The following is a 16,872-nucleotide window of genomic DNA, read 5'->3' as shown; positions in this document are numbered from 1 at the left end:
CCTGGCGGCGGCGCGTGCGGCGCACCGGCCGGACGTGCGCCCGCCACGGTGGGCGCCGGAACCGGACGCCTGACCCCCACCAGATCGGACGAAGTTCGCGACAGAACGACCGAGCGGTGCAAAAGTGGGGGCCAATGCATCGACGAATTCTCTGTGCGCCGCTCTTGGTCGCCGCGGGCATGATGTGCCCGACGGCTACGCCGGCGGCGGCCGCGGTCGACGCGGAGTGCAGCGTCATCGTGCCGGCGGCCGATCGGCTGGAGAACGTGTTCAACCTGGTTTCTCCCTCCGGGACACCGGCTTACGTGGCAGGCCAGGTTCGGAACGCTCTGGCGCCGCTGCACGGCTTGAGGAGTCCGGCCGCGGTCGACCTCCGGATTCGCTCGGACATGCTGGCGTCTCAGATCGACGCCAGCGATCCCTACCGACCGGCCAGCCCAGAACGAATCGCCAGCGATCTCGCCAGGGCGAGGCAGCAGCTGGCGACGGCTCGCGACTACTGCGCGCCCTAGTTACTGCTGCCCTCGGCGCCACTGCCGAATCTGGATGCGCTCGGCGTCGGGCCAGATGGCTTTGGCGGCCGGTGACGCGCAGAAGCTCTCCTCGGCCTGGCGCAGGCTCATGTCCACCGCGTGCAGGCCGTCTTCCTGGTGGGCGCGGCAAACGACGGTCAGCACCCGGTGCGTGTTCGGATCCACCTCCTCGGCCTCGATGGTCAACACCACAACGAGCGTGTACCCGGCATCGGTCGGCAGATAGAACGTCAGGTCCCGGCTGTCCAGCGCCCCGGCGTTGGTCACCAGATAGCCGTCGCCGCTGGGATAGACGGCCTGTCCGACCATCTGGGTGCGTTCGTAATGGTTGCGGTCACCCGGCGCGCGCCACACCGCGAACCGGGTGTTTGGGCTGCCGTTGAACGGGTGTCGCGCGATCGGGATGATCAGCTCGTCCCGGCCGTCGCCGTCGACATCCTGGAGGACGACACCCCCCGGGCTCGAGGGCTCCAGCAGCTCGTCGATCGTCTGCACCACCGCGCCCGACGAGTCGGTCACGACAACCTTCACCGCGCCGGGCCCGGACAACTCCGGCACGGTCCAGTAGTTAACCGCGAAATCGAGGGCGCCCGAGTGCATTCGGCAGTCCGAATGCGGCGACGTGGCCTGCGGGCTGATCGGTGCGGCGCTCTGCGGGCACGGCGGCAGTGTCGTATCGGCCGCCGCGGTGGGGTACGCGGGGCAGACCGTGCCCGCGGTGGCCATCGTCGCGAGCGCGACCAGCAGCGGCAGCCGCTTCACAGCCGCGCACCTACCGTTTCGGTGCAGGCTTGGCCGGAGCGGGAGGCGGCTCGGCCGGCGGGAGCTGTTGCTCGACCGGCGGGTGGGATCCGGTCTTGGGGCCGATATCGGAAACCTGCCAGGTATTGCCCACCTTGTTGACGGTGACCTGCAACAGGATGATCGAGACCTTGGGCGTCGGGTTTTGCAGATTGCGGGTGGTTTGGTGGGCCGACACCACCACCTGGTAGACCCCACCGGGCTGAGCGACCGGGTCGATGGCCAGCACCTCACCGGTGGAGGTGACCTGGGCCTGCAGCATCACGCTTTTGAGCAGATCGCTGGCGTTGACGTATTTGTCTTTAAGCTGCTGCGACACACCGTCTTCGACGGAGCGGAAGAAGGCGTCCGGGTCTTCGAAGCTGTAGGTCAGCGACTTCAGCGCGTAGTCCTTGGCCAGCTGCGACACGGTGTCGCGATCGGCTTGCTGTTGGCGAAGCTCCGCGAGCTGGCCGGTCACCTGNACGGGATGGTGCCGCCGTCGCGCAGCACCGGCATGCCCCCGGCCCGATCCGCCGGCGGCAGGAGCGCGATGTAGATGTCGCCGAGGGGGGTGGCCTGGCGCAGTTCGGCGCGAGTGTTGCCGGGAAGCTTTGTGTCGCCGGCGATATCGACGTAGGCGACCGCCGTGGCGCCGTCGAGCTGGACGTGGTCGAGCACGCCGATCTGCACTCCACCGGAGTCCACCTTGGCCCGGGCGGGCAGGTTGAGCACGCTGGAGAACTGGATCTTGATTCGGTAGGCGTGGTCGGGGCTGTAGGCGCCCGGGACCGGCAGCCGGGTTGGATCCAGCGAGCACGCCGCCGTCAGGCAGATCGCCATCGCGGTCAGCAGCACGCGCATCCGGCTTGGGATCCTGAGGGTCATGACAACGCGGCCCCCAGGATGAGGTCGGTCAGGCCGAGGGTGACGGGATCCGACGCGGTGCCCGACGCGCACGCCGACGCGGCCCCGGGCACGTTCCGCTGCCGCAGCCCCTCACAGATGGCACCGGCCTGCGACGGTGAAATCGCCACCTGCGGTGGAATATAGGTGACGTTGTGGGTTCCCCACGCCGGTTCGTAGATGTCGCTCAGCCAGTGGCTGAACTGCGGCCACGAGTTGATCATGGCCATGATGGCCGGGGTGTGTCTGTTCAGCATGTCGCTCAGCCAGCCGATCCAGTGGTCGAGTCTTTGATAGACCCGCGGCCCCCACCGTTCCACCGCCTCGACCAGGATCGGCAACAGATGCGACAGGCGGCTCATCGCCGCTCCGAAGTTGTCCGACAGGCCCTCGACCAATTGGGTGGTCGCGGGAAGAGTTTGGACAAATCCCGCGAAACTGTCCCAGTTCTTGAGGAAGTCCGAGGTGAGTATTTCGCTGTTTTCGAATAGCTGCCGGTAGTCGGCGTCGGCCTTGTAGGGGTCGGCGAGCATGGTGACCAGATTGCGCAGCGTCTGATTGAGGCCGGCTCCGGTTCCATCCAGCGAGCGGCTGGCCGCGCGCAAGCTGTCGTTGATGGCCTGCACGCCCGGCGCCCGGGACGGGTCTTGGCCGTGTTGCGGTTCCATGATGGCGTCGGCGAGCTTGCCTATGGCGTTGAAGGTTTCGCTGATGCTGATCGGGGTCTTGGTGGACTTCAGCTTGATGCACCCCGGCCCGGTGAATTTCGGTCCCGAGGTGTAGGGCTTGGTCAGTTCGATGTGGCGGTCGGTGACAATCGATTGCGAGTAGGTGACCGCCCCGACGTCGGCCGGTAGGTCGAGGTCGGTGGGCACGGTGAAGTCGACCTCGACGTGGTCGGGCTTGTTGACGATCGCGGTCGTCGTGCCGACCTCGATACCCAGCAGCGCCACCTTGTTGCCGGGATAAAGCCCTACCGCGTCGGTGAATTCGGCGCACATCGCGCGGGTGTGGCCGGGCGCCACGACCCTGGCGCCGAAGACCACGGCCGCCGCGACCGCCGCGACGACGGCCACCACCGCGGCGATACCCCACCGGGAACGCAACCGCGGGCGCAGCGCCGACAACCTGCCCATCTCAACAGTTCCTCATGATGTTGGGCAGGCACAGGTCCTGCCCGGGCACCAGCCGGCTGTGCTGGTCGAAGACGACGCCGTTGCCACTGAGCATCGGCAACACGATGTTGAGAGTCTGCCCCAGGCCTTCGAGCGCCTCCCCCCACCGCTCGGGATGGGCGTTCAGCGTGTCGGTGATGTCTTCGAGTCCGTTGACAACCGGCCCGACCTCCCGGCCGTAGAACACCACGATGCGGTCGAGGATGCGGGCCAGTTCGCTGAGCAGGCCGAAGAACTCGACAATGTCGACCGACTTCGAGGTGTAGGACTGGCCGATGATGTTCAGCTGCTCGAACAGCGTGATGAGCTGCTTACGCGCGGCGACCGTGGCCCGCAGGCCGTTGTTGGTGAAGTCCAGGCTGCGATGGAAGTCGGCGGTGGACTTGCTCATCGAGCTTGTCAACGCATTGGCCGACCGGAGCAGGTCGCGCACCGCGTCGGGAAATTTGTTGGCGGCGTTGGCTACCTCGGTGAACGTGTCGTGGATGACTTGGCCGTTGACTTCCTTGATCAGCGGGGTTGCCGCCTGGATGATGTCGTTGACCTCGAACGGCAGCGTGACCCGTTGCGGCGGAATCACATTGCGGCCCAATGGCAGAGCGCCCTTCGGGTCGAGCGCCACGTAGTGGCCACCGAGCGGGGTGAGCAGCCTGATGTCCAGTGTGGATTCCGAACCGACCAGCACCGAACGCTCGACGTCGAACTTCATCTCGACGACGGCGCCGTCGAGCCGGACGCCGGTGACCTTGCCGACCGGGATGCCGGCGATGCGAACCTGGTCGCCGGCGCGCACACCGCCGGAGTTGGACAAGCGCGCGACATAACCGGTCTGGCCGGCCGGATTCAGGTAGGCCATCGCGGTGGCGGCCAACGCTGCAACGATGACGACGACGCCGATGATGCCGTGCCGACGACTGCGGACCGCGGCGGCGCGCTCGTCGAGCACCAGACGCCGCCGTCGTACGCTCTTGTCCCCGAACAGCATTACCGGCACACCACCAGGTTCTGCTGCGCGAACGACACCTGCCCGATCCCCGGCAGGGTGACCTCGCCGTGCGAGCACGAAAACGCCGGTCTGGCGGGCTGGTCGTCGACCAGCCAGTCCCGCATTCCCTGAATCAGCGACGGCGTGAGCGACAGGCCCGCGATGATCGTCGCGGTCTGCGGCCACATGCGGCTGGTCAGGTCGTAGAGCGGAACCGTCGTCCCGTCGAAAGTGTGCTCGGTGTATTGCAAGATGTGGGTGGTGTTCCGCAGGACGGGCAGACCTTCGTTCATCGCCGCGCGAAACTCCTCGGCCTTGGAACCGAACTTGGTCAGCACGTCGTTGAGCGTTGCGATGAGATGAAACAGTTGCTGCGATTTGCCGCCCAGGTCCGCCGAGATCGCACTGAGATTGCGGAGCACGGCGGTGATGACCGCCTGGCGGTTCACGGCCAACTTGGAAATGACGTCGAGGTCGTGCAGGAACGGGCCGATGCCGTTCTCATCGCCTTGGATCAACCGCAGCAGGTTCTCGCCCAACAGGTTGAACTGGGCGGGGTCGAGGGTTTGAAAAATCGGCCGAAACCCGTTGAACAGCTTCGCCACATCGAACGAGGGAATCGTCTGCCCCAGGCCGAGGGTGCCCCCGGCCGGCAGCCGCCGATCCGGCTTGGCCGGCTGGACGAGTTCCACGTAGCGCTGACCGACCAGGGTTTGATAGCGCACCGCGGCAACGGTGTTGGCGAACACCGGGTGATCGTCTTGCGCGGTGAAGTCAACCTTGGCGATCCGGCCGTCGAGGCGGATGGTTTCCACCTTGCCGACCTGCACACCGGAGATGCGGACGTCGTCACCGGCGTAGAGGCCCGACACATCGGAGAACGCCGCGGTGTAGTGGGAGNCAACTTCGGCGACCGCTTGGGCCGCGCGTCGTCGGCGGCGACCGGCTTCGCCTCAGCCTCGTCGGCGGCGGCCGCCGTGATGCCGGCGCCGTCAGGCTCACGCTCGCTGTCGTCTGTCTTTTCGTCTTCGCTGATAGCTGAGTTTGTCATGCCAGCTCTTTCTTTGCCGTAACTTCGTTCACCGATCACCGGTGCCATTCGGGCACGTTGAGTTGGACCCGCATTCCGCCGCTGTCGTTGAAGGTCGATTCCCAGAAGTCGAGCCAGTGCCCGGCGTCCACCTTGACGTCGTGTAGCGGTGCGACCGCGGGTTCCAGGACGGTGGTGAAGGTGCTGAGCGGGCCGGCCAGCATGTCGAGCCATTGGCTGAGCTTGGCTACCAGGACGCCCGCCGGATCGTCGGGGCCGACCACGCCCACGCCGGTGTGCGAAAGGGTTTCGATTTCGTGGACCATCCGCAAGAACGCCGGCACCGAGCGCGGTAGCAGCTTGCCGGTCTCGCTGATCACTTCGCCCGCGTTGATGTCGCCCAAGTTGGTGGTCATCGTGGCGAAGTTGCTAAACAGCGTGGCCAGCAATTGCTTGTCGTCGTGGATCACCCTGGCGGTCAACCCGGCGGTGGTGGCCAGGGAATCGATGCTGTCGTCGTTGCCGGCAAACGCCGCGGAGACGTTGTCGATGATGGTGTGTACTTGGTCGAGGTTCAGCGCAGACATCAGGGCATTGGCCTTGGTGAGCAAGTCGGCGCCGGTTACCATCGGCGCGACCCGGTCTGCCGGGATCACCGTCCCGTCGCTAAAGTACGGCGGCGCAATCAGTTTCGGTCTGAACTCGATGTACTGCTCGCCGGCCGCGGAGAGATTTTCCACGCTGATCGCGCTGTCGGCGGGCACCGGGTGCGCGCGGTCGAGGTCGATCGCGACCGCCAGCCCGCTCGTCGTGGTCTCGATACTCCTCACCCTTCCGACCTTGATGCCGCGCATCGTCACCTCCGATGTGGGCATCAGGCCGCCGGACGTGTCGAGCATCAACGTGAGTCGGGTGACTTGTTTGGTCGGGCTGATGTCGAGTACGCCGATCGACATGTAGGCCGCGCCGGCCAGGGTCATCACCGCCAGAATGGCCAGCGTGGCGCGGGCTCCGAATTTCATGGCAGCATTCCCATGCTTTGCATCGCCTTGACCGCCTGGTCGGCCTTGTCGGCGGGATCCACGCCCTCGTGCCCGGTCGGTGGATGAAGTTCGGAGACAATGTATTTCGGGCCCCCGTTGCGGAAGAACCCGAGGAGCTTGTAGTGCAGGAACGCGATCAGCTTGTCGGCGAGCACCGGAATGGTGGTGTCGACGGTTGCCAGCGTTCCGACCATTGGCGTGAGGTAGGAAAGCATCTGCATGATGTCGCCGACGATCGGGTTGGTGAGCTCGCCGCCGAGCTTGCTGACGTCTCGAGAGTCCCCGACGACGTTGAGGATGGCCATGGTGATCGCCGAAAGCCCTTGGAGCTTCGGCGGGCCCTCGGTCACCAGCCGGTTGAACACCGCGGTATTGGCCGCCATGTTGGTAGTGATGTTCTCCATGCTGGACAGGATGCCGTCGATGGTGTTCTGGTTGGCCGCCAGGTCATTGAGTACGCCGGCGAGGGTCTGCTGCATCCGGGTCAGCTCCGCTGGGCTTTTCGGGAACGCTTTGTTGGCGTTGACGACGGTGCTTTGCAGCGTGCCGATCGCGCCGCCGGCCACCAGGTTCGACACTGACCGCAAGAGGTCTTCGACGTTGTCGGCCGGGGCGGTGTTGCGCAACGGGATGGTGCCGCCGTCGCGCAGCACCGGCATGCCCCCGGCCCGATCCGCCGGCGGCAGGAGCGCGATGTAGATGTCGCCGAGGGGGGTGGCCTGGCGCAGTTCGGCGCGAGTGTTGCCGGGAAGCTTTGTGTCGCCGGCGATATCGACGTAGGCGACCGCCGTGGCGCCGTCGAGCTGGACGTGGTCGAGCACGCCGATCTGCACTCCACCGGAGTCCACCTTGGCCCGGGCGGGCAGGTTGAGCACGCTGGAGAACTGGATCTTGATTCGGTAGGCGTGGTCGGGGCTGTAGGCGCCCGGGACCGGCAGCCGGGTTGGATCCAGCGAGCACGCCGCCGTCAGGCAGATCGCCATCGCGGTCAGCAGCACGCGCATCCGGCTTGGGATCCTGAGGGTCATGACAACGCGGCCCCCAGGATGAGGTCGGTCAGGCCGAGGGTGACGGGATCCGACGCGGTGCCCGACGCGCACGCCGACGCGGCCCCGGGCACGTTCCGCTGCCGCAGCCCCTCACAGATGGCACCGGCCTGCGACGGTGAAATCGCCACCTGCGGTGGAATATAGGTGACGTTGTGGGTTCCCCACGCCGGTTCGTAGATGTCGCTCAGCCAGTGGCTGAACTGCGGCCACGAGTTGATCATGGCCATGATGGCCGGGGTGTGTCTGTTCAGCATGTCGCTCAGCCAGCCGATCCAGTGGTCGAGTCTTTGATAGACCCGCGGCCCCCACCGTTCCACCGCCTCGACCAGGATCGGCAACAGATGCGACAGGCGGCTCATCGCCGCTCCGAAGTTGTCCGACAGGCCCTCGACCAATTGGGTGGTCGCGGGAAGAGTTTGGACAAATCCCGCGAAACTGTCCCAGTTCTTGAGGAAGTCCGAGGTGAGTATTTCGCTGTTTTCGAATAGCTGCCGGTAGTCGGCGTCGGCCTTGTAGGGGTCGGCGAGCATGGTGACCAGATTGCGCAGCGTCTGATTGAGGCCGGCTCCGGTTCCATCCAGCGAGCGGCTGGCCGCGCGCAAGCTGTCGTTGATGGCCTGCACGCCCGGCGCCCGGGACGGGTCTTGGCCGTGTTGCGGTTCCATGATGGCGTCGGCGAGCTTGCCTATGGCGTTGAAGGTTTCGCTGATGCTGATCGGGGTCTTGGTGGACTTCAGCTTGATGCACCCCGGCCCGGTGAATTTCGGTCCCGAGGTGTAGGGCTTGGTCAGTTCGATGTGGCGGTCGGTGACAATCGATTGCGAGTAGGTGACCGCCCCGACGTCGGCCGGTAGGTCGAGGTCGGTGGGCACGGTGAAGTCGACCTCGACGTGGTCGGGCTTGTTGACGATCGCGGTCGTCGTGCCGACCTCGATACCCAGCAGCGCCACCTTGTTGCCGGGATAAAGCCCTACCGCGTCGGTGAATTCGGCGCACATCGCGCGGGTGTGGCCGGGCGCCACGACCCTGGCGCCGAAGACCACGGCCGCCGCGACCGCCGCGACGACGGCCACCACCGCGGCGATACCCCACCGGGAACGCAACCGCGGGCGCAGCGCCGACAACCTGCCCATCTCAACAGTTCCTCATGATGTTGGGCAGGCACAGGTCCTGCCCGGGCACCAGCCGGCTGTGCTGGTCGAAGACGACGCCGTTGCCACTGAGCATCGGCAACACGATGTTGAGAGTCTGCCCCAGGCCTTCGAGCGCCTCCCCCCACCGCTCGGGATGGGCGTTCAGCGTGTCGGTGATGTCTTCGAGTCCGTTGACAACCGGCCCGACCTCCCGGCCGTAGAACACCACGATGCGGTCGAGGATGCGGGCCAGTTCGCTGAGCAGGCCGAAGAACTCGACAATGTCGACCGACTTCGAGGTGTAGGACTGGCCGATGATGTTCAGCTGCTCGAACAGCGTGATGAGCTGCTTACGCGCGGCGACCGTGGCCCGCAGGCCGTTGTTGGTGAAGTCCAGGCTGCGATGGAAGTCGGCGGTGGACTTGCTCATCGAGCTTGTCAACGCATTGGCCGACCGGAGCAGGTCGCGCACCGCGTCGGGAAATTTGTTGGCGGCGTTGGCTACCTCGGTGAACGNGACGTCGTCACCGGCGTAGAGGCCCGACACATCGGAGAACGCCGCGGTGTAGTGGGAGACCGCCCCGGTGACGGGACTGCGCAAGGCGGTCAGCACGATGAGCGTGCACACCACCGATACCGCGGTGAAGATGGTCAGCCAAATCGCCGATTTGGTAACGCTTCTCACCGGCCACCCCGCTGGGGCGCGGGCGCGGGCGGCGGGGGCGGCAGTGCCGCCGCCAGCCCCGGCATAGCGTCCAGGGTGACCTCGATCTGCATGCGGACCTTGCCGTCGATGATCGGAAACGCGGCACTGGTGCGGTCCAGCAGACCCGAGAGCCGGTCATAGACCGGCGCCTGGCTGCCCTGGAGGTACGACAGCGGCAGCAACACGTCCATCATCGATTTCATGAAGGGGGCGAGCCACGCGATATTCTTCGCGAAGATCCCGTCCGTCTTGAACAGAAGCTTGGCGGTCTGGTCCAGGATCACGTTCATGCGCTCGACCCCGTCGGGATGGGCCAGAAATTCCATCCCATTGAGTAGGTCATACGCCAATCCGATGAGCGGGATGGCGTCGCTGGCGCCATTGACCACCGAGGCGAACACCGATAGCGACCGCGAGAACGGCACCTTCTGGGCGTCGACGAGCATCTTGATCAGATCGAAGTATGACCGGGTCACCGGCTCGGTCAGGTCGGCGTGCCGACGCACTATCTCGATGATGTGGTCGACGTCGGGCGAGTCCACCATCTTGCCGATTTTTTGGCCCTGACGCAGCAGCCCGGTGATGGAAGTCGACCGGGCGTTGGTGGGAATCAGCAGCGTCTGGTTCGGCCGCAGCCGTGGACCGGTGCCGCTGCTGACCAGTTCGACCGCCGCGAGGCCAAAAGTATTGGACGACATGAAGTTTGCCGTCGTGTCGGCGGCCAGGGCCCGCGCTTGGCGCGGCTCGAGTTCCACCGTGATCTTCTGTTTGTTGTATCCGGCCGATCGCAGCGTTTTGACCGATCCGATCGTCAGCCCGCGGAACTTCACCTCCGCGCCCGGCGTCAGACCCTCACCGATCGAATCGGCCACCACGGTGAGCTTGAACGTGTCGTCGTAGCCGCCGTTGCCCAGCCGATACAGCGCGACGCCCGCGATGCTCAGCGCCAGCACGGCGATCAGGCCCCGGATCCGCAACGAGCGCGAACTGGGCGCCCGCACTCCTTGGTCTGATCCCGGCAGTATCGGCATGCCTAGCCCGATATCCGAATGCCGGGATTGTTGCCCCAGAACAACAGCGTCAGCACCATGTCGGCGGCGACCACCGTGACGATGCTGGCGCGGATGGCCCGCCCCGAGGCCCGCCCGACACCCTCCGGACCGCCGCTGGCGAAGTAGCCCTGGTAGCAGTGGATGGCAATGATCAGCGTCACGAAGATGACGGCCTTGAGCACCGAGAACACCACGTCGGACGGGTGGATGAACGAGTCGAAGTAGTGATAGTAGGTGCCCGAGGACTGCCCGTGCAGCACGTTGACCACCAACGCGCACGACACATAGCTCAACGCCAGCGTCACCACGTACAGCGGAACGATGGTGATCATCCCGGCGATGACCCGGGTCGTGACCACGAACGGGATCGACTGAATGCCAAGGGCTTCCAGCGCGTCGATCTCCTCCGAGATCCGCATGGCGCCGATCTCGGCGGTCATGCGGCACCCCGCCTGAGCCGCGAAGCCGATCCCCGCGATCATCGGCGCCATCTCCCGGGTGTTCGCATACGCGGAGACGAACCCGGTCAGCGGGCCCATGCCGACCATGTCGAGGGCCCCGTACCCTTCGATTCCCACCGAACCGCCGACCGCCGCGCCCATGAAGATCAGCACGCCGATGGTGCCGCCACCGACGATGAGCGACCCGTTCCCCCAGATCATGTCGACCAACAGCACGCCGGTCTGGTGCCGGTAACGCTTCAGCGTGTGCGGAATCGCGCCGAGCACCTGGAATCCGAAGGTGAGCTGGTGACCGAGGCGCTGAATCAGCGAGTCACCCCGGCCGGCGACCCAGGACGAGGCCCGCAGGGGCGCGGGTCGGTACCGTGCCGGGGTTGCCATCAGCCCACTCTTAGCGGCATGGACATCGACAGTCCCTGGGTGATCAGCAGGTTGAGAACGAACACCGCCACGATGCCGATGACCACGGAGGCGTTGACCGCGTCGGCAACGCCGCGCGCGCCACCCTTGGCCTCGAGACCACGCTGGCAGGCCACGAGGATCACGACCACACCGAAAAGCCAGGTCTTGAGCACGGCGACGATGACGTCGTTGACGCTGGCGAAGGACGCGAACGACGCGATGTAGCTACCCGGGGTGCCGGACTGGAAGCCGACGTTGATGGCGTAGCCGGCCGCCAGGCCCATAAAGATGATGAAGGAACACAGCACCGGCGCCACGATCACGATCGCGGCCAGCCGCGGGGTGACCAGCCGCTGCACCGGGTCGATGCCCATCACGCGCAGCGCGTCGACCTCTTCACGAATGGTGCGGGCGCCGAGGTCGGTGGCGACCGCCGAACCGGCCGCACCGCCCAGCAGCAGCGCGGCGACGACCGGCGCGCCCTGCCGGATCACCCCGAGGCCGCCGGCGGCGCCGGAGACCGACGAAGCGCCGACCTGCTGGATGAAGTTGCCCACCTGCACCGCGACGATCACCCCGAACGGGATGGACACCAGTAACGCGGGTATCGCCGTGACGCTGATGATGAACCAGGCCTGGTTGAGGGTGTCGCGCCACGGGTGCCGCAACCTGACCAGGTCCCTGAGCAGGTACGCGAAGGACTGGGCGGCCAGGTCGAAGAAGCGGCCCAAAGTCTGCAACGAGGAATCGAGCTGGCTGACGCCGTACCGCAGCGGTTTGCCCAGCAGCGTGGGAAAGTGGCGGCCGGCCGCCGGCTCCGAAGTGTCCGGGCCGTCTTCTGGCTCAGCCGGCTGCAGCCGGTGGGAGGGGTATTCGCCGTTGGTGGTGGTGCTCGCATCGGCATCGACAGAGACTTGCGTGTCTTCTGTCTCAGTGGTTGGTTCGGCCGCCGTCGCGTCGTGGACACCTGCGGTCAACGGCAAATTCCTCCCTGATCGCTGTCCGGACTTCGCCCCCAGCAAAGATTACGCGTGTTTGACGTGTGTTTATCAGCGGTACGTGCGTTCTACCAGCGGCGGCGAGCGTGTGTTCGCGGAAGCAGCCGAGTGTGACGTACGTCACACTTTAGGCTGAGGCTTGCGATCTAGGGCCTTGACCGCCTCGGGAGCGCAGGGGAGGTTCGACTGGTATGGCCACACCCGATCGGCCCAATGAATCCCCGGGTCTCCTCGACCGCCGCCAGCTGCTCGCGCTGGGCGGCGGTCTCGGCGTGGCATCGATGCTCGGCGCGTGCTCGACGCCGACGACCGGTGTCCGGCTGACCGCCGCCACGTCGGCTCAGTTGCTGTGCCGAGACGCGTGGGGCGCGCAGGCTGCCCGACCCGGTGGCAAGCCGCACACCATCACCCGCATGACCCTCCACCACGAGGCCGTCGTCCTCGGCGACAACCGCAACGCCCCGGGACGCCTCCGGCAGGACCAGCGATACCACCAAGACCAGAAGGGCTGGATCGACATCGCGTATCACGTCGGCGTCGACCGCGACGGCAACATCTACGAACTGCGAAGCACCGAAATCGCGGGGGACACCGCCACGGACTACAACACGACTGGCCATTTCCTGGTGCTGTGCGAAGGAGACTTCGATCAGGAGGCCGTGTCGGAGGCCCAGCTACACGGAGCGGCTGTCGCGTTCGCATGGGCCGTCCAGAATTTCCGCATCGCGACCGACACGCTGGCGGGCCATCGCGACCTGGCCCAGACGTCGTGCCCGGGCGCGAACCTGTATGCCCATCTCTCTTCAGGAGACCTCAAGCGGCGCATCAACGATCTGGTGTCCGCCGGCCCCGTCGATCTTCAGCGGTTCTGCGGACCCGACGCGGCCGCGAGAGTCGCGGCCATCGAGGCGGGGAGCTGACCGGCGACCGAGGTCTGGTCTTCCTGCTGAAACTACTTCTTGTCAGGTCCTGGCGGCATGGAACGCCGCGCCCCAGATGGCAACCCGCCCGCTTCGCGCGATGCCGGGAGCAATCGTACCGATTCGTCGATGGCGACGTGAACCGTTAGCCAGCTTGAGCTTAGTCGCTATTGATTTAAACAGTGACTTGGCGAAACCGCGACCGGCTCGGTCGTTTGAATCGTCCGGCACGGAAGCCGACACATGTATCGGAGTGCTCGGCGCCGCCCACTCCGGGCCGTCCACCTCGGAAATGCCAGCGTGCGCGACGGGAAAGTACTTCTCGATTCGGCCTCGCACCCATTCGAGTTGCTGAGCTGTAGTGGGAAACTCAGCCGCGAGTTTATCGTTCATAATCTCTTCAAGCGGCGTTCCCTACTTTATGGCGAACCTCGCAAGGTACTGCCACTTCTTGGAATAGTCGTATGGACCAAACACGTTCGGAGCGTCGATTGGAGCGATCGTGCAATTGACCGATCCCGCTCGGGTTGATCGGTAGACTTGAATCTTGCAGTCGTTCCTACCAAAGAAAGCTACGGACCCCAGACGCCCGCCTTCATCCACGTTGCCGTCGAACGAATCCAATTGAAACCCGAGTTGATCCAACAATGGTCCGACAGTCGACTGAACAGCAGTCAAGAACTCTGACCTCACTTCCGTGCAATCCTGACTCTCAACCAAGAAGACCCGAGTTGCCGATACCCGTACGACTGCGCGTTCTGCTTCAAAAATGTTATTTCTTTCGCGGAGAAAGAGTGTGGATCCAGAGCCAAAATTTCTTCGACGGAAGAGAACTGCCCACGATCGAGCACGTAGTCAATCCGAGCTGGTCCGCGCTCCATTTGGTTTCGTAAACATGACTCGTCCACCTGCCAGCAGAGTTCGTTGGCACGCTCGTCACTGAGTCCACGTCCCAGAGTGCCCCATACGTGGGGGCCCGTGTCCAAATAGATTCCACCATCGCGCCTGGCCGCTCCTATGTAACCGGCTTCCTGACCCTCATACTTACCCAGAACTACGCGGTTCGCATCAGCTCTTCTTGAAACCATTTACCGATCCATATCTCTGGAGCTCATCGGCGGTTATCCGACCGTACACACCCTGGACTAACGATTCGGCTCACCGCGAACATCGTAAAATTGCGTGCAGTGGCGCGAGCTGATGTCATAGCGCTTCCCCAATGTCGGGAAGTAGGGAAATATCTTCCGGCCGGCTGAATCTGCGAAATAGAGCGGCTAGTTCACGCACCCGGCGCTTCGCCCAAGCAATATCAAATTGACTCAGTACCTGGTACTCGTATTTGAAGCGTTCCGCGCGATCCCCCACCCGTTTGGCCGCCTGACTCGTAACTACGCCTTCGGTGTACCAGTAGAGAACATCATCGAGACTGCCAATACGATCGAAACCCAGCTTCCCTCGTTCGTAGAAGGTAAAGTGGTACGAACCGTCGTCGGCCCTGAAAATGTTCAGGCCGTCATTCGTTAGGAATCCGACCGGCATGGAACGGACTCCGAGCTTGTCGGACAAGCTATCTATCTCACTTTGAAGTTCAGCAGATTTATCGTCCAAGGCGTGGTCCATATTCATCCAGGATTCCCCCGTCAACGAGTTCCTTGACATTCACTTCCACACCATCCGGGCCCAGAATCATGTATTGAAGGCTGCCAGGTGAGGGTGTCTGCCCGTACCACGGTTCCACTGGTCCTTCTACGATTTGCCAGCCCGGCGGCAGTGGCTCTCCGGTGACCATATATCGCTTGTAATCCCCGCCAACCGATTCTGGCGCAAGCGACCGATCTGCGAAAGCAGTGCCATCCGGTGAAAGATAGCGGCCATATTCCGAACCGAACCTGTCGATGATGGTGCCCTCCGGGAGGTGCGCGGGCTGCGGAACAAAGCCTGGCGGAAACCCATCATTCAAAGGGTAGGTGCGGGCTCCCGGGGTACCGAACTGCGACGCGAACTCATCCCATGGCATTCCGCCGGTCGGGTCCCAACCTCGCACAACCGCTAAGGGTGCGCCGCCCGGGGTGACGGTTTCTGCGGGGAGCCCTGCTTCCACCATGGCCCCTTCCCCGCCGAAGATCAGACCGGGCAACGCAAAGGCACCGTCGGAGGCCTTGCCACCGAAGTAGTAGGCCGGGCTTGGTGAGTCCAGCATGTTCTTGACTTCACCGAACGCGGTGCCGACCGGGTTAACGGTCGTCTCGACGGTGCCCTTGAGCATCTGCTGCCATGACTCGAGCACGCCGGGTGCTCCCGGGCCTCCGACCCCGAGGAGGTTGTGGATGCCCTGTTCGGTGGCGAACCAGCGGTCGGCGAATCCTTCGCCGAATCCCGGCGGTGATACCGGCTTCGGCTCGGGCGGAACGTAATTCGGCATCCCGTTGTCGATCCACTGCTGGGTGCGGCCCACGATGTCATTCAGGCGGGCCTCGATCTGTTCCGGCGGAACGCCATCGCGGATCATGGATGGGCGGGCCATCGCCTTGAAGCTCTCCACGTCAGCGGGTTTGAGCTGTGGCGGCGGCCCGGGTACGACGGGTTGATGAAGCCGGCTCAAGAGGTCCGGCAGGCTGCCCGGCTGCGGCTGGTCGCCCTGGCCAGTCCCCGGCTGCTTGCCGTTGGGCAGCAACATGTCCTGCAGCGACGGGGGTTTGCCCGTAGTGCCGGCCGCCGGAGCGGGCGCGTCGGACGGCGGGCCGTCACCGGCCGCGGGGTCCGCGGCGCCATCGGGCAACAGCATGTCTTCCAGCGACCGTGGGTGGCGTACTCCGCCGGGCTTGGGCCGGCCTTGCTGCGGCGGCGGGCCACCGGTCGGCGGACGTCCGCCGGCATCCAACGGGACCTCGCTTACGGCGGCGCGGATGGCGGCGGCCAGCTCGTGGTCGGCGGCCTCGGCGTGCGCCTTCAACAGAATCAGCCGGTCCTGCAGCACCTGCTGCTGCGCGGCGAACTCCAACGTGTCGCGCCCAATCCAGGTGTCGCCCACATCTATTCGCCAGTCGGGCGTGATCTTCCAGCCCTTGGCATCAGCGGCCCGCTCGATGTCGGCCAGCTCGTTCTTGCAGGCGCGCACGTCGGCCTCGGCGCGTGACACCGCCCCGGCCACCTGCCTGGACTCCTGACCATCGGCCTCGATGTCGCGGCGCGCCTTGCCCAGGTCGGCGCGAAATGCGTCGCCGGCCTCCCCGTCCCAGCCGCCGAGCACGGTGTGGACCTGCTGCAGGTTGTCGCCCAACCGCTGCAAGGTGCTGGCGCGCCCGTTGGCCGTCTCGAACACCTGCTGTATTGCGCCGAGATCCCACCGCTTGACGTCATTCGGGGTCAACGGCCCCACGCGCTACCCCTAGTCCCGCAGCGACCTGAAAGCTCGCGCCGAGTCGTCCTCGTTGGTGGCATAGCCGAAGATCGCCTCGGCGACGTGCGACCCCAACCCGTCCACCCGCAGCTGGTGTTGGTCGTGGCGGATCTCCCACCGCGCCGCCAGCTCGGCCAGCGCCAGCTGCGAGGATCCGACCCAGCCCGGCGCGGCCCCCGCAATCCCCTCCTCGTGGCTGAGGAATTCGACGGCGGCCTGACCGATCGCGTTGAACATGTCGTTGCTGCCGACGTGCAGTGCGACGGGATCGACCTTGAACCCACCGGTCACGATGGCCC

The 16,872-nt window shown here is 65.1% G+C and carries 15 protein-coding genes and 2 pseudogenes; 2 read left to right on the top strand and 15 right to left on the bottom strand.

The annotated features are described in order from the left end of the window. Positions 1 to 134: 134 nt before the first annotated feature. Positions 135 to 512 carry a hypothetical protein gene (locus BN4348_RS33560; RefSeq protein ID WP_066908887.1) on the top strand — a complete coding sequence of 126 codons (378 nt, stop codon included), beginning with the start codon at positions 135 to 137 and terminating at the stop codon, positions 510 to 512. On the opposite strand, the gene BN4348_RS33555 is transcribed toward BN4348_RS33560, so the two are convergent. From BN4348_RS33555 to BN4348_RS33495, 12 genes and pseudogenes are all read right to left on the bottom strand, one after another. Beyond that, entirely contained in the window at positions 513 to 1,259 is a 747-nt protein-coding gene (locus BN4348_RS33555) for a hypothetical protein (protein ID WP_096866095.1), read from the bottom strand. Positions 1,260 to 1,305: 46 nt separating this feature from the next. Further along, on the bottom strand, positions 1,306 to 1,794 hold the full coding sequence (locus BN4348_RS33550) for a hypothetical protein (RefSeq protein ID WP_235852634.1): 489 nt from the start codon (positions 1,792 to 1,794) through the stop codon (positions 1,306 to 1,308). 8 nt (positions 1,795 to 1,802) lie between these two features. Next, a pseudogene (locus BN4348_RS33545) lies at positions 1,803 to 2,201 on the bottom strand (MlaD family protein); the annotation flags it as partial. After that, complete coding sequence (locus tag BN4348_RS33540) at positions 2,198 to 3,355, bottom strand: MlaD family protein (RefSeq protein WP_066908875.1); 1,158 nt, start codon at positions 3,353 to 3,355, stop codon at positions 2,198 to 2,200. The pseudogene BN4348_RS33545 and the gene BN4348_RS33540, both read right to left, overlap by 4 nt. 1 nt (position 3,356) lies before the next feature. Further along, positions 3,357 to 4,379: an MlaD family protein gene (locus tag BN4348_RS33535; RefSeq protein WP_066908884.1), complete on the bottom strand. Its 1,023-nt coding sequence runs from the start codon at positions 4,377 to 4,379 to the stop codon at positions 3,357 to 3,359. After that, positions 4,379 to 5,263, bottom strand: a pseudogene (locus BN4348_RS33530) (MlaD family protein); the annotation flags it as partial. The pseudogene BN4348_RS33530 and the gene BN4348_RS33535, both read right to left, overlap by 1 nt. 202 nt (positions 5,264 to 5,465) lie before the next feature. Next, positions 5,466 to 6,431 carry an MlaD family protein gene (locus tag BN4348_RS33525; protein ID WP_066908881.1) on the bottom strand — a complete coding sequence of 322 codons (966 nt, stop codon included), beginning with the start codon at positions 6,429 to 6,431 and terminating at the stop codon, positions 5,466 to 5,468. Beyond that, positions 6,428 to 7,456 carry an MlaD family protein gene (locus tag BN4348_RS33520; RefSeq protein ID WP_235852632.1) on the bottom strand — a complete coding sequence of 343 codons (1,029 nt, stop codon included), beginning with the start codon at positions 7,454 to 7,456 and terminating at the stop codon, positions 6,428 to 6,430. Before BN4348_RS33520 ends, BN4348_RS33525 begins: the two co-directional genes overlap by 4 nt. Before the next feature lie 20 nt (positions 7,457 to 7,476). Then, complete coding sequence (locus BN4348_RS33515) at positions 7,477 to 8,634, bottom strand: MlaD family protein (protein ID WP_066908875.1); 1,158 nt, start codon at positions 8,632 to 8,634, stop codon at positions 7,477 to 7,479. Between the two features lie 681 nt (positions 8,635 to 9,315). After that, complete coding sequence (locus BN4348_RS33505; protein WP_066908873.1) at positions 9,316 to 10,371, bottom strand: MlaD family protein; 1,056 nt, start codon at positions 10,369 to 10,371, stop codon at positions 9,316 to 9,318. 2 nt (positions 10,372 to 10,373) lie between these two features. Continuing rightward, positions 10,374 to 11,234, bottom strand: coding sequence for an MlaE family ABC transporter permease (locus BN4348_RS33500; protein ID WP_066908870.1), 861 nt, complete (start codon positions 11,232 to 11,234; stop codon positions 10,374 to 10,376). Further along, on the bottom strand, positions 11,234 to 12,112 hold the full coding sequence (locus BN4348_RS33495; protein WP_084453950.1) for an MlaE family ABC transporter permease: 879 nt from the start codon (positions 12,110 to 12,112) through the stop codon (positions 11,234 to 11,236). Before BN4348_RS33495 ends, BN4348_RS33500 begins: the two co-directional genes overlap by 1 nt. Positions 12,113 to 12,444: 332 nt before the next feature. Between BN4348_RS33495 and BN4348_RS33490 the strand changes: the two genes are divergently transcribed. Next, a complete protein-coding gene (locus tag BN4348_RS33490; protein ID WP_066908868.1) occupies positions 12,445 to 13,173 on the top strand; it encodes an N-acetylmuramoyl-L-alanine amidase in 729 nt (242 codons plus the stop codon). Between the two features lie 1,203 nt (positions 13,174 to 14,376). On the opposite strand, the gene BN4348_RS33485 is transcribed toward BN4348_RS33490, so the two are convergent. From BN4348_RS33485 to BN4348_RS33470, 3 genes are all read right to left on the bottom strand, one after another. Continuing rightward, positions 14,377 to 14,712 (bottom strand): hypothetical protein, encoded by a 336-nt coding sequence (locus BN4348_RS33485; protein ID WP_066908910.1) that lies wholly within the window; start codon positions 14,710 to 14,712, stop codon positions 14,377 to 14,379. Between the two features lie 58 nt (positions 14,713 to 14,770). Continuing rightward, positions 14,771 to 16,312 carry a TNT domain-containing protein gene (locus tag BN4348_RS33480; protein ID WP_235852630.1) on the bottom strand — a complete coding sequence of 514 codons (1,542 nt, stop codon included), beginning with the start codon at positions 16,310 to 16,312 and terminating at the stop codon, positions 14,771 to 14,773. 249 nt (positions 16,313 to 16,561) lie between these two features. Then, entirely contained in the window at positions 16,562 to 16,864 is a 303-nt protein-coding gene (locus BN4348_RS33470) for an RNA 2'-phosphotransferase (protein ID WP_235852629.1), read from the bottom strand. Between the last annotated feature and the right edge of the window lie 8 nt (positions 16,865 to 16,872).

Source organism: Mycobacterium interjectum, from assembly GCF_900078675.2.
Lineage (GTDB): Bacteria > Actinomycetota > Actinomycetes > Mycobacteriales > Mycobacteriaceae > Mycobacterium > Mycobacterium interjectum.
This window is presented reverse-complemented; position numbering and strand designations above follow the sequence as displayed.

Excerpts from the sequence above, each read along its gene's own strand:
- BN4348_RS33560 (WP_066908887.1), top strand. The coding sequence starts at position 135 with ATGCATCGACGAATTCTCTGTGCGCCGCTCTTGGTCGCCGCGGGCATG.
- BN4348_RS33555 (WP_096866095.1), bottom strand. The coding sequence starts at position 1,259 with ATGGCCACCGCGGGCACGGTCTGCCCCGCGTACCCCACCGCGGCGGCC.
- BN4348_RS33540 (WP_066908875.1), bottom strand. The coding sequence starts at position 3,355 with ATGGGCAGGTTGTCGGCGCTGCGCCCGCGGTTGCGTTCCCGGTGGGGT.
- BN4348_RS33535 (WP_066908884.1), bottom strand. The coding sequence starts at position 4,379 with ATGCTGTTCGGGGACAAGAGCGTACGACGGCGGCGTCTGGTGCTCGAC.
- BN4348_RS33525 (WP_066908881.1), bottom strand. The coding sequence starts at position 6,431 with ATGAAATTCGGAGCCCGCGCCACGCTGGCCATTCTGGCGGTGATGACC.
- BN4348_RS33520 (WP_235852632.1), bottom strand. The coding sequence starts at position 7,456 with ATGCGCGTGCTGCTGACCGCGATGGCGATCTGCCTGACGGCGGCGTGC.
- BN4348_RS33515 (WP_066908875.1), bottom strand. The coding sequence starts at position 8,634 with ATGGGCAGGTTGTCGGCGCTGCGCCCGCGGTTGCGTTCCCGGTGGGGT.
- BN4348_RS33505 (WP_066908873.1), bottom strand. The coding sequence starts at position 10,371 with ATGCCGATACTGCCGGGATCAGACCAAGGAGTGCGGGCGCCCAGTTCG.
- BN4348_RS33500 (WP_066908870.1), bottom strand. The coding sequence starts at position 11,234 with ATGGCAACCCCGGCACGGTACCGACCCGCGCCCCTGCGGGCCTCGTCC.
- BN4348_RS33490 (WP_066908868.1), top strand. The coding sequence starts at position 12,445 with ATGGCCACACCCGATCGGCCCAATGAATCCCCGGGTCTCCTCGACCGC.
- BN4348_RS33485 (WP_066908910.1), bottom strand. The coding sequence starts at position 14,712 with ATGCCGGTCGGATTCCTAACGAATGACGGCCTGAACATTTTCAGGGCC.